We start from the raw sequence: 13,813 nt of genomic DNA on the forward strand, positions 1-13,813 counted from the left end.
AGTAATGGGTAGAAAGAATCCTATTTTATTGAGTGTTATTATATTTATAAGTATAATATTTAATGCATGTTCTTCTGCAGAGGAATATGATTTGCCAGTGGATCAAGATTATCTTGATTTTGTCGATGATGATTTTTATGAAATGCAAATTGGTGTAATAGAAAAAGCAGCAGAACGTATGGATAAATATGTGCATTATCAGAATGGCCAGTATGTTATGGTATCTTGTGATCCAGTTCATCTTAATTTATCCCGTCGTTTATATGATTATATGATCACTTTAATGAAGCAACAAAATAAAGAACTTGATCGAAGTGATAATTTATATCAGATGAGTGAAAAGTCGTTTATGCGTATTGATAGTATTCCATTAGCTGTAACTAAGCTTAAGACAAGAAGCGAAACTATAAATGGTGGAATAAACAATGCTGTCGTCGAAATTACATGGTACGCAACATATGTACATATATATATATCTAACGATACATTGAGATATTCTTCATATTTATCAGGTGCTGCAGCTGCCATAGCCGCAGGCTGTCCTGATGGTACCGCAACTAAGGCTGTTGCCTTGGCATGTGGACTTGGATCTGTAGCATGCACTATATTAAAAGATGAATACCCTAATGGTGTAATTGTTTCTTTGATTCATCCATTACATTCTTCTGGCTGTATTCCTTATTCATTACAAAGTCAATAAGCTATGAAAAAAATATTATCTATAATTTATCTAATTACTGGATATCTTATTCTTGCATACGTTTTAAGGGAGATGAGTCTTGAGATTATATGTTTTAGTCTTTTAGGTATATTTTTTATTGCATCTGGTATTTTTTATGTTATCTCAGATTATAACATTCATCAATTATCTTGGTTTCATAAACGAACAGGGTTTCTGTATTTGTTATTTCTAATACCAGTACCAATTTTTATATTTCTATTCCGAACCCTATGACTTGTTTAACAAATTAGGAATTAAAAAAGAGTGTCTTTCCGAATTCCTTGAATTATATAATTGGGTGAATTCAGTAAATATTATTTTTAGCAAATCCATAAAGAGGGTGTCTGAAAGCTTTTCGGACACCCTCTTTTATATGAGTAAATTGATACCACCTGAATGATACAATTTCTATCGTGAGTTACTCAACACAACTATAATAACTAGATTATCTAAATAATCGTATATTAATTTTATACTCAATCCATTAAGTTAGGATTGGCACTGGTTGCACTTAGTGGGATTTGTATTGTATAGCGAACATCATCTTGTTGTAAAATGATAGTTTGTTCATTAAATACTTTCTTAATTTCTGGTCGCGTAGTACGACGTAAATCAAACCAGCGATGACCTTCGAAAGCCAATTCACGAGCACGTTCATTCAATATTTCCGTGATCAAATCAGCTTGATTCATATTGTTTACTTCAGTTTCTTTATGCTCGAATGCAGTTGGAGTATATCGTTTTTCCATTAGTTGTAACAAACGATTACGTGCTTCTGGTAACTTATTTAGATGAGCAGCAGCTTCTGCTGCATTCAGGTATAGCTCCGAAGTACGGAAACTGCATTTGTATTTACTAGTTCCATCATTTTTTATAATAGGATAATTACCATCTGCATTTACTACGTCAATATATTTTGCGAGACGAAGGTCACCCTCTTGGAACATTTGTACAAATGCTTCTGTAGCCTGTGAAGCTTTGAGTGTGCTATTATTGTATATGTTTTCATAAGCAGTAATAGATTCAATCGACTCATAAAGATTTGGCATTTTGAAATCGGGACTATTGTAATCTTCTAATGCCGATTTTTGTGCTAATAAACGTTCGGCTGTATCATAAGCAGTTTTCCAATCGCCTTTATAAAGGCACACTCGTGATTCAAAAGCGTCTACAGCTAAAGTAGTAAAACGATAATTATAACCTGTTTCCCATTCTGTCCGATTGATGAACTTACGTGCATTTTCAATATCGGAAAGAATGGATGTATATATCTGTTCTACTGTATTGCGGGTTGGTAACTCTTCTAAATCAAGTGTTAGTTTCAAAGGAATTGCTTTTGTTTCCGGTGCTCCCTCTTTGGTATATGGTTGCCCAAAAAGATTGACTAGTATAAAGTGCATATATCCTCTCATAAAATAAGCTTCTCCAACCAGTTGGTCAATATCCCCCTTGCTACCTTCTGTAATATCATTTTGCTTATTTATAATAGCATTGGCATAATAGATATTTTCATAATATGAAGACCAGCCAAATTCGGTTCCGGAAGGATTGTTGGCTACCCATCTCTCAATGTCTCTGTAGGTACTTTGATCAAATTCATCATTCCGGATTGTAATATCACCTGTACGCATGTCACAAAGACTTCTATCTATCAATCCATTAGAATAGACAGTAGTATGAGTGCTCTGTATTCTTCCAATGTATTGGGAATTACTTTCCCTGTGGGCTGTATGTCTAAAAAGTTACTGCATGAAGTTATAATAAGACTTCCGGCAAACATGAAGAATATATATAATTTTTGAATTTTATTCATATTCATGATTGTTTTTTAGTTTAAAAGTTAAGACTGAGATTGAATGTAAACGATTTAGCTATAGGAGTAGAATAAAGGTTTCCCATTGATTCTGGATCCATATAATTTTTGTAGCTGGAACCGAAAACAAACAGATTACGTCCTTCCAAAGCAACTGTTGCTCCATGAATGCTGAACTTACGTAACCATTCTTGTGGCAATGTGTATGCTAATCGTATGTTCTGAAGTCGTACGTAGCTAAGACGTTTTACCCATAAATCGAGGTTTCTGTAAAGTGCTCTCTCGTTTCCGAATAGATAATAGTCAGCTGAATAATTATTTCGGTTAAGTAAAGCGGGAAATTGTCCATTTTTGTTTTCTGGTGTCCATCTATTGAGAACATCTCGGTTTGCATTATGTCCCGGATCAAAATCAACAATATCATATGAAGGACTAGTACGAACGTGTGCTCCAAGATTATAAGCAAAGTTGAAACTTAACTCCCAATTACGGTAGTTGAAAGTATTGATAAATCCTCCGGTATATGGTGCTTCAGTTGTTCCAGCAGATGTGTATAAATCCCGTTGGAAATCAGCTCTTTCATTATATGAATAGTAGCCGATGCCACTTTCATCATACATATCGAAGAGCGTTTCAACATTGACTGGTTCGGAACTATCTTTTGGATAGATTAATATACGTCCTGTTTCAGGGTCTACTTTGCTTTTGATAGCGAAAATAGTACCTACTGGATATCCTTGCAGTCCTGGAGTTTTTTCATCTGAAGCGGTTAAGACTTTCAATACCTTATTATAATTATATGCGAAATTGAATGTAGTATACCACGAGAAATTGCGTGTAGTAATGTTACGTGTTTGCAAATTTACTTCTACACCTTTATTCTCCATGCTTGCCCAGTTGATTGTCATACTTTCAAAACCATTCTCCAGAGGTAGATTTTTTTGACCAATAAGATCTGTTCCTTTACGATAATAATAGTCTACACTAAGATTGATAGCAGAATTGAGTATGGAGAAATCAATTCCAGCATTGTACGAAGCTGTTTTTTCCCAGCGTAATTTGTCGTTAGGAGCGCCGGAAATTTCAATATTGGTTTCTGTATTGCCCGGTAGTATAGTTTGGTTTTTGTATATCCCTACAAGGAATGGAGAGGTGTTTTTGTCTATATTTCCTTGCAGTCCGTAGGATAATCGCAGTGACAAATTATCCATCCAATTCTTAGCAGATTCAAGGAATGATTCATTAGAAATACGCCATAAACCACTTATAGAATAAATAGGCAGGAATCTATATTTCTTGTCTACTCCAAAAAGATCAGAGCCATCCATACGGATACTTCCTCCTAATGTGTAACGTTTCATTAAAGTATATGAACCATTTGCATAAAAGGACGCAAAAGCGTTTTCAATATAACTTTTCGTATGTAATGGATAAGATTTGGCTTGGTCTTCATCTTTAAAGATGAGAGGTTTTGTTGTAAGTGTTTTTGGATCATAGCCGTATGCATTGGAGGTCAATGACTCATACCAGTTTTTTCGAATTTCGGAACCAGCCATAATCTGAACTTCATGAATATCTTTAAAGGTTTGATTCCATTCTCCTTGTACTTTCCACGTTACTTGTGATGTTGTAGAGTTAGTTGCTTTATGCATTCCTCCTTCAGGGATGACATATTTATATACCTGTTTACGTTATCCCAGTATTGGCTGCCTTCACGCAAATTACGAGTTGTAAATGTGTTGTTTCCGACATATTGTTCCAACCCTGCCTGTTCCCATTGCAGACCAACTTGAGATGATAGTTTCCAGTGGTCATTGAAGCGTAAATCTGCACTAAAGATTGCATTAATAGCAGTCGTTAGTGTTTCCTTACTTGTATTAGCTCTTTCTTCAAAAATGTTAAATCCTTGCTTAGGATTGGGAATATTACTGCTTGAAATATCATAATCATATAAATAGTTTCCATCTGAATCGAAAGGTTTCAGATATGGATTGGCTGTGCGAGCATAGTAGATAGGATTAGCATAGCCATATTTATCTGTTACATAATTTGTATTCTTTCGGCGGTTAGCAAAAAGGGACATACCAATTTTTAACATATTATTTGCTTGATAGGAGGTTTTGCTTGTCAAATTGAAACGACTCATACTTACTCCTGGGACATTACCATCTTCTTTTGAGTAGCCAAGTGAATTGTAGTATGTAACTTCTCGCTTCCACCTGAAATACTAAAATTATAATCTTGTGTGAAAGCGTCTCTAAACAAAATGTCATTCCAATCTGTATTGATTGTTTTTAATTGGTTAATCGCATTTTGTGCTTCAGCTGTTAAACCGTTCCAACCTTTTTCCTGATAGGTATCAAATAAATTATATTGTTTTAATATGGAAGCTACACCTCCTTTCTGATAGAAAGCTGGAATTCCTAGAATTGGATCTGCTGGTTCTTTCATTAATTCTAGCTCTAAGTCGATCTTCTCTTGTGAGTTAAGTAGGTTTAATCGGGAAGTATCAAGGTTTGGGCTATAAGTCAATCGCGTGTTGAAATTAATTACGGGTTTCCCTGTTTTTCCTCGTTTCGTAGTCACCACAATCACACCATTTGCAGCACGTGCACCATAGATAGCTGTGGCTGCTGCGTCTTTCAAAATAGTAATACTTTCAATATCGTTGGGGCTGAGTCCGGCGATTGAAGATTGTTTCATATCAACGATATTATTATCATTGTCTCCTAAGCTGGGAATATCCGTTCCTTCCAAAGGAATCCCATCTAATACCCACAAAGGATCTTGAGTTCCATTCAAAGAAGCAGTTCCACGAATACGAATACGTGCCGGAGATCCCGGAGCACCGGAAGTGTTGGTAACTGCCACACCGGCAATTTGTCCGGCTAATGCCTGATCGATACTTTTTGCAGAGCCTAACATGGCATCTGTTACGTCTACTTTAGAAATAGCAGCAGTTAATTTTCGGCGTTCCAATTCCTGATAACCTGTAACTACTACATCTCCTAATGTATGTGATGACGTTTGGAGTACAATGCGGTAATCGTTTTTTCCGGTTTGTAGTTTGATTACCTGCTCTTCGTATCCGATATAGCTACAATGAATATTTGTTATATTTTCGGGAACGGAAATAGAAAACTTTCCATCTAAATCAGTAATAGTACCTAAAGAGGTTTCAGAGGCACCGGCTTTTTGTAATTCGTCGGAGGGTACAAATATAGAAGCACCGATCAATGGTTGATCATCTTCACCAGATACTACGACACCTGTGATAGTGCGATTGTTGGCACCAGCCATTGCCAGCGCGTTTGCGAGAAAGCATATAAGTATGCACAAATGTTTTTTTTCCATTAATTGTAGATATGCTTAAGTTAATATTTTCTTATTTGATTCCCAGTGCAGTATTGATACGCAATATCATATCTTCGTAATGATATCGTGTTGCAGTATCAGAAGTGCTGAGACGGTTCTGCAAGAGTTTCTTGATACGTAATAATTCTCCGCGTTTTACAGAAATAGCATCTGAGATACGGTTAAGTTGGCTACCATAAAAATTCAATACTCGTGGAGCACCCATCCGGCTTTCTTCGTGCAGAGTACGCTGTTCGGCAGCATGGCAGCTACAAAAAGAAGTAGAATGATCGAGTAAGAAATGTTCGTCAGCCAGTTTCTTATTGATTTTAACCGCTTCGGGCTCTGCGGCTGCTGTAAGTAAAGCATCCAGAAAGTTTTTCTGTAAAGAGCGTTCCATCACATCTGGAGTTCCTCCCCGTTCGGTAACACCGAAAATGTTTTTGTGAAGCGCATCCATAAATTCTACTACTGTAAATGCTTTCTTGCCATTTACAGACTCATTTTCGATCATACGCATCAATCGATTGTTACCTAGCAGATCCCAAAGGATATATGCCTGCGCATTTTTCAATATTTGTGTAGGTGCGTTCTCTTGTTTACCAACCGGAGTCTTACGAAGTAAATATGTATATTGTCCAACTTCCGTATCAAACAACCATTTGGGATAAGTCAGTACTTCGTCCATCAGGAACTTCAATGAAGCTTGTTGTTTCTCTTTTTCCACAAATGTATATGTCTTAACGCCATCACCTACTGTCGTATTTTCAATATAGATACCACCAATATTAGTCAGTACATGATACAAGTAATTGTTCCATTGATTGATAACAGCGTAATATAATCGTGACGCGTCTTCATACGTTTGTCCTTTTTCTCCGGTAGTAGTCCATTGGAGAATTTGAGGAACGATACGTTTTAGATTTTCGATACCGAGTAGAGAAGAACGAACCGGATCATCTCCTAAATCTTCATTCTGCGCACGCGGATCAACAGCATCACGTATATCTTGTGCTTCACTATACTTGTAAAGGCGGTCTGTATGCTTACTCAGGAAATCGAACAGAAGATTTTTTTCTTCCTCCGGAGTATTTTTACCATACCAACGATACCCATATTCAATAGCAAATTGGTCATAAGGGCCAATATGTGGAGAAAGGACTTTAACTCCATCTCCCGGTTGAGCGATATAATTGAAACGGGCGTAATCCATGATCGATGAAGCGGTGGAGTTCATCTTGGATGTGAATGACTCAGAGCGCAGAGAATCTGTAGGGAATGCAGCTGATCCCATCATATTATGGCGCAGACCTAGAGAGTGGCCTACTTCGTGACAAGCCACAAAACGGATAGCGTCACCCATCAGAGAATCAGGTAATTGTACGCTACGTGCTGCCGGGCAGACTGTTCCGGTTTGTACAGTGATCCATTCGCGTACCATGGAGAGTACATTGTGCCACCACATGATGTCAGCTTCTAGAATTTCTCCTGAACGTGGATCAAGGATGGAAGGTCCCATAGCGTTCTTTTTTTCTGAAGCTGCGTACGTTATTACAGAGTAATTAACGTCATCCATATCAATTTGCATACTGTCGGTAATCTCCTTGGCAATAATTGCATTTTTGAACCCTGCTTTTTCAAAAGCGGCTTGCCAATCTTCGATTCCCTTTTTTATATAAGCACGCCATTGATAAGGTGTTGAGTTATCTATATAAAACACGATAGGTTTAGCCGGTTCTACGAGTTTCCCTTTTAGATATGCTTCCCGATCTTCCGGTTTAGGTTCTAGGCGCCAACGAGTGATATAGTGTTTGGTATCGGTACCTTGCTGTGTATCACTGAAACTTAATAGTGGATTAGTAAAGTATCCTACTTTCTGATTGTCGAAGCGTCCCATCATTGGAATCTCCGGTAACAAAAGGATAGATGAGCTGACCTCTACAGTTACATAAACACTAGTTGTTCCTTCTGTGACTTTAGTTGTCAATTCCGAAGTTGCTACTACATTGTTCGGGAAAGACTTCACAGAAAGAATACGTGAAAGGTTTTTGATGGCTGATGTTCCTAAATTAATATTTGTGAATACATTATTAATGCTGGTTTCTGTTCCATCATAGATATCATTTACTTTAATAACCAAAGCTGTAGAATCCTGATTAATTGCTTCAATTTTGAATGCAGCGATCAAGGGAGAGATAAAGTTATCTTTCACCGATTGATAGATAGCATCAGTTTTGGGAGCTAAAGGTAAAGGGCGTTGCTGACGAAACATTAGTTTTTTGCTGGCTTTGTCCCATTCAGCGCTGATCATTTGATTTTCATAATTTACCCCACGGTTTACACCAGCTTCATTCAGCTCTGCGGGTACACGTTGTAGCTTATTGACCACTAATAGGTCACGACCTAACAAAGAGGTAGGAACTTCGAAATAAAAATCATTTTCTTTCTGGTATACAGTAAACATTCCTTTGGAAATTTTACTGCCTTCTACCAACTTTTCATAGTCTGTTTTTGACTTTTCTTCCTGTTCGGGCTTCTTCTTTTTTTTCTTCTTGAACCAACTCGCTTGTTCTGCGACCGAGGATTCTGCTGATGCCATGTGGGGGCATACAACACCTAGCAGTACGCAGGCAACCACTGTTGCCATTACTCTCTCATAAATTCTCATTGTTTTTTTCGATTAATTAAAAATAAGAAACAGCCTACAAAAATACGAATATAATTCATATGTTACTTTCAAAATGAGAGATAAATACGAAAAATAAAAGAATTATTAACTAGTATTCGGTATATCATTCGCTTCGGGACATTTCGTAATCTACTTAAAATAGTGTACTTTTGTAGAGTTTTTAAAATGTATGTGTTATATGAAACAATATATTGCTGCCTTTTTGCTTGCTTGTTGCATTCAAGGGTATGCGCAAGAGAAAAAGCAAGTGACTTTTACGCCGCCTTTCGATTTCCCTCTCACTTTAAGCGGAAATTTTGGAGAAATCCGTACCAATCATTTCCATGGAGGATTAGATTTTAAGACGGGAGGAGTGATCGGTAAACCTGTACATGCCTTGGCTGATGGTTATATTTCGCGTATCCGCGTCACTAATGGTTCAGGATATGTACTTGATGTTTGCTATTATAATGGATATTCAACTATAAACCGACATCTAAGTGTTTTTCTTTCTCCTATTGCCGAAAGAGTGGAAAAGCTTCAGTATGAAAATGAGAATTGGGAAGTAGAGATTATTCCCGGACCAGAAGAATACCCTGTAAAAGCCGGACAACCGATCGCTTGGAGTGGGAATACAGGATATTCGTTCGGACCTCATCTCCATCTGGATGTATTCGAAACAGAATCGGGTGAATTTATTGATCCTATGCCTTTCTTCAGAACGAAAATAAAGGATACGCGTGCGCCTAAGGCGGATGGTATCATGTTATTCCTCAAGCGGGTAAAGGTGTAGTAGCGGGTAAGCAGGAGAACTTAACGATCCTACCGAATCATGAACAGCCTGTAGAAGCGTGGGGTATAATTGGTACAGGTATTAAAGCGTATGATTATATGGATGGCGTGAGCAATCATTATGGAGTATATTCCGTAGTACTTTCAGTAGATGGAAACGAAGTATTTCGTAGTACTGTAGATCGCTTTTCCCAAAATGAAAACAGAATGATTAATTCCTGGACTTATGGACAATATATGAAATCTTTTATTGATCCGGGAAATACTTTACGTATGCTAAAAGCTTCAAATGGAAATCGTGGTCTGATCACTATCGATGAAGAACGGGATTATCAATTCTTGTATACTTTGAAAGATGTTTTTGGTAATGCCTCCCGTTATCGTTTTACAGTACGTGGACGAAAACAACCGATTCAACCGTTGGAATATCAGGATAAATACTTCTTTGCATGGAATAAAACAAATTTTCTGCATGAACCGGGATTGAGTCTGGCTGTGCCGAAAGGGGCGTTGTATGATGATGTGAATCTTCATTATGAAGTAAAAGCGGATAGCGGGGCTATTGCACTAACTTATCAGTTGAATGATGAATCGACACCTCTTCATGCCGGTTGTGAATTACGAATTGGATTATTGAAGAAACCATTGGCAGACACTACAAAATATTATATAGCCTCAGTTACTCCCAAAGGAACAAGATACAGTGTGGGTGGTATATATGAAAATGGATATATGAAAACAAATATCCAGGAGTTAGGTACTTATACGGTAGATATTGATACTGTTCCGCCAGAGATTATTCCTATCAATAAGAATCAATGGGCAAAAAATAAAAAGATTGTTTATCGATTGAAAGATAAGGGTACGGGAGTCTGTTCTTATCGTGGAACGATTGATGGAAAGTATGCGCTTTTCGGACGTCCCAATATTGTTAAGTCTTATTGGGAATGTGAGCTCGATCCGAAATATATCAAGAAGGGAGGGAAGCATATTGTCGAATTTACCGTAACTGATAATTGTGGTAACAAGACCATTTCTCGGGAAAGTTTTATCTGGTAATTATTAAAAATGTGAATCATATATTATGAAAAGAAGAATTGTCTTTTGTGCTGTAGTATTCCTGACAGCTGTAGCGAATACTTTCGCCTGTACCAATCTGATTGTCGGAAAAAATGCTTCTACCGACGGATCAACTATAGTTTCTTATTCTGCTGATTCCTATGGATTGTTTGGTGAGCTTTATCACTATCCTGCCGCCACATATCCGAAAGGAACGATGTTGAAAGTGTACGAATGGGATACTGGTAAATATCTGGGAGAAATAGAGCAAGCGCGTCAGACTTATAATGTAAATGGTAACATGAATGAATATCAGGTGACTATTGGTGAAACAACTTTCGGTGGTCGTCCTGAATTGGCTGATTCTACCGGGATTATAGATTATGGGAGTTTGATTTATATCGGTCTGCAACGTTCGCGTACGGCGCGTGAAGCTATTAAGATAATGACTGATTTGGTACAACAATACGGTTATTATAGCGAAGGGGAATCTTTTACTATTGCCGATCCTAATGAGGTTTGGATTATGGAGATGATTGGTAAAGGTCCAGGTGTACGTGGAGCGGTTTGGGTAGCTGTACGAGTGCCGGATGATTGTATTTCAGCTCATGCTAATCAATCCCGTATTCATCAATTTGATATGAGCGACAAAGAAAACTGTTTGTATTCGCATGATGTTATTTCGTTTGCACGTGAGAAAGGTTATTTCAATGGAGTCAATAAAGACTTTAGTTTTGCCAATGCGTATGCACCGCTTGATTTTGGTGCCCGTCGATTCTGTGAGGCTCGTGTATGGAGCTATTTTAATAAGTTCACTGATCATGGAAAAGAATACCTTCCTTATATAGAAGGTAAGACAAACGATCCGATGCCTCTTTTCATTCGTCCGAAACAGAAGCTTTCTGTTCAGGATGTGAAAGATATGATGCGTGATCACTATGAAGGAACGCCTCTCGATATTTCTAATGATTTCGGAGCAGGTCCTTATAAAACTCCTTATCGCCTTTCTCCACTGAATTTTAAGGTTGGTGATAAAGAGTATTTCAACGAACGTCCTATTTCTACTCAGCAAAGCGGTTTTGTGTTTGTGGCACAGATGCGTGCGAATAAACCCGATGTGATTGGTGGTGTGCTTTGGTTTGGTGTAGATGATGCAAACATGACTGTATTTACTCCTGTTTATTGTTGTTCAACCCAAGCTCCATTATGCTATACACGCGTAGATGGAGCAGATTATATTACTTTCTCATGGAATTCTGCTTTTTGGATTTTCAATTGGGTGTCGAATATGGTATATCCTCGTTATAGCCTGATGATAGATGACGTTCGTGCTACTCAAAAAGAACTGGAAACGACTTTCAATCAAGCACAGGACGGTATTGAAGAAATGGCAGCTAAACTATTGGCAAAAGATAAGAATGCTGCAATCGAATTTCTGACAAATTATACTAATATGACTGCTCAAAGTACTTTTGATACATGGAAACAACTCGGAACTTTCCTTATCGTGAAGTATAACGACGGAGTGGTAAAACGTATGAAAGATGGAAAATTTGAACGTAACTCTATCGGTCAGCCTGCCGGCGTCATCCGTCCGGGATATCCGAAGGAGTTTCTCGAAGAATATGTAAAACAAACCGGAGAAAGATACATGGTTACGGAATAATTCTGTTATTATCGTCTTTTCTGTTTAAAATGTTGTCCACATCATTCAAATTATTTGAATGATGTGGATTTCTATTTTATTAATAATCAAATGAATACATGCGCTTAATTTGTCCATCTATAATATTTGCTTTCTTTCTAGATACTTCCTACATTTGCATAAACTAGTAAATCATGATAAGATGAAAATCACCTTACTTTTATATATGCTAATTTCGGGAATTTTCTTTTTCTCTTGTCAATCTTCGTCACAAGAGAAAAATATTCAAGAAGAAATGCATTTTTTATTTGAGAAAGGTGATAGTTGTAGGGAACATGGGGATGAAGAAAGTGCAGTAAATTTCTATAATCAATCCTTGAATTTAGTAAAGTGTGAAAATGATTCTTGGTTGGAGGCTACTCTTTATAGTCGGCTTGGTACTATATATATGTATCGCGAGATATATAGTGCTGCTTTAGAAATGTTTAAACTGGGTGCTTCTATATATGCGACTATTCCTCCTTGTGTGGAAAGAGCTATCACATTACGAAATATTGGCAGAGTCAATTTATTGCAGCATCAATCTGATAGTATTTTTTGTTATTATGATCAGGCATTGGAAGTTGCGATGCAGTTATCTGATGAGGAATTACAGCATAAAATATCATCAGAATTAGAGGCTATATATTCGAAAATAGGACTTTTTCATTTTTCTACCAGAATATTATTGAGATTTCTTGATAGTTTGGAAGATAAGGCTTCTACTTATTTGTTACTCGGAGAATATGAATCTTTTCAGAATCGAAAAGATGACGCGAGAAAATGGTTATTGAAGGCTACTCAAACGAATGATATGTATATTTGTTCGAATGCTTACTTGCAATTGTATAATTTGGAGAAAGAAGAACAATGTTGGGAAGCTGCAGTTCATTATGCTGATTCTTATAATCAATGTAGAGATTCTTTGGAACAGCAGTTATCTTACTCTTCTGATATTCGGGCTTTGGGACAAAAATATGAGAAGGAACGTCTTCAGAGCGAAAATCGAGAATTACAGAATGAGCAATTACGACGGAGAATGCACTATCTAATTGGCATATTGGTTGTTTGCTTTTTGTTTATAATCGTTTTGTTCTTTTATTATCGGGAGAAGAGGAAAAAAGAGGAAGAACTCTCTCGAATCATGCAGAGATTGAGAGAAAATGAACAACAAATCGGTGATTATACTTCTTTGTTACAAGAAAATAAACGAATGATTGCCAATTTGTTGAGTGACCAGAAAAAGAACTCTGTGTTGTTGGAGGAGAAGGGGATGGAATATGAAAACCTGAAAGAACGAAATAATCGATTATCGACGGAGCTCAGGACTTTACTTTCAGATAGAGAGGGTATATTACGCCGGCTTAATGTAGGGACTTTTGAAATGAACTTTTCTGAACAGTATATGGCTTATACCCATCTTTGCCAATTGAGGAGTGAACCTTACTATGGACTTCTTGAAACTCAGAAGGAATGGGATCAGTTATATGTAATAATAGACTTGTTGTATGGAGATATTTCCGGGAAGATTAGTAAATACGGATTACTGACAGAACAAGATAAAAGAGTTTGTTACTTGCTTCATATGGGTATTAATAATACGGATTTGGGTCGGCTTTTTAACATTGATTCTCGCTCTGTAACCAAGTCTAAACAACGAATCAAGAAGAAAATGAATCTTGCACCAGACGATTTATTGGAAGAGTTTTTATTAAAATAGTA

The 13,813-nt window shown here is 37.1% G+C and carries 4 protein-coding genes and 3 pseudogenes; 4 read left to right on the plus strand and 3 right to left on the minus strand.

Going from position 1 to position 13,813, the window contains the following annotated elements; all coding sequences use genetic code 11:
* On the plus strand, positions 1 to 700 hold a 700-nt coding region (locus tag JCM17102_RS30615), incomplete at its 5' end, for a hypothetical protein (RefSeq protein ID WP_033886573.1).
* Positions 701 to 1,197: 497 nt separating this feature from the next.
* Here the strand turns inward: JCM17102_RS30615 and JCM17102_RS26385 are convergent.
* From JCM17102_RS26385 to JCM17102_RS05825, 3 genes and pseudogenes are all read right to left on the minus strand, one after another.
* Positions 1,198 to 2,534, minus strand: a pseudogene (locus JCM17102_RS26385) (RagB/SusD family nutrient uptake outer membrane protein).
* A gap of 20 nt (positions 2,535 to 2,554) precedes the next feature.
* Positions 2,555 to 5,888: pseudogene (locus JCM17102_RS26390) on the minus strand (SusC/RagA family TonB-linked outer membrane protein).
* 31 nt (positions 5,889 to 5,919) lie between these two features.
* Positions 5,920 to 8,556, minus strand: a complete 2,637-nt coding sequence (locus tag JCM17102_RS05825) for a zinc-dependent metalloprotease (protein WP_025074368.1) — start codon at positions 8,554 to 8,556, stop codon at positions 5,920 to 5,922.
* Positions 8,557 to 8,755: 199 nt separating this feature from the next.
* Between JCM17102_RS05825 and JCM17102_RS26395 the strand changes: the two are divergent.
* The 3 genes and pseudogenes from JCM17102_RS26395 to JCM17102_RS05840 all read left to right on the plus strand — a co-directional run bounded on the left by JCM17102_RS26395 (position 8,756) and on the right by JCM17102_RS05840 (position 13,811).
* A pseudogene (locus JCM17102_RS26395) lies at positions 8,756 to 10,407 on the plus strand (M23 family metallopeptidase).
* Between the two features lie 25 nt (positions 10,408 to 10,432).
* Positions 10,433 to 12,073, plus strand: coding sequence for a C69 family dipeptidase (locus JCM17102_RS05835; protein WP_025074369.1), 1,641 nt, complete (start codon positions 10,433 to 10,435; stop codon positions 12,071 to 12,073).
* A 274-nt stretch (positions 12,074 to 12,347) separates the two neighbouring features.
* Entirely contained in the window at positions 12,348 to 13,811 is a 1,464-nt protein-coding gene (locus JCM17102_RS05840; RefSeq protein ID WP_245798474.1) for a tetratricopeptide repeat protein, read from the plus strand.
* Positions 13,812 to 13,813: the final 2 nt, after the last annotated feature.

The sequence above is a fragment of the Bacteroides faecichinchillae JCM 17102 genome, from assembly GCF_000614145.1.
GTDB lineage: Bacteria > Bacteroidota > Bacteroidia > Bacteroidales > Bacteroidaceae > Bacteroides > Bacteroides faecichinchillae.

Bases quoted from the DNA above. Each gene is read 5' to 3' on its own strand.
- JCM17102_RS05835 (WP_025074369.1), top strand. From the start codon at position 10,433: ATGAAAAGAAGAATTGTCTTTTGTGCTGTAGTATTCCTGACAGCTGTA.
- JCM17102_RS05825 (WP_025074368.1), bottom strand. From the start codon at position 8,556: ATGAGAATTTATGAGAGAGTAATGGCAACAGTGGTTGCCTGCGTACTG.
- JCM17102_RS05840 (WP_245798474.1), top strand. From the start codon at position 12,348: ATGCATTTTTTATTTGAGAAAGGTGATAGTTGTAGGGAACATGGGGAT.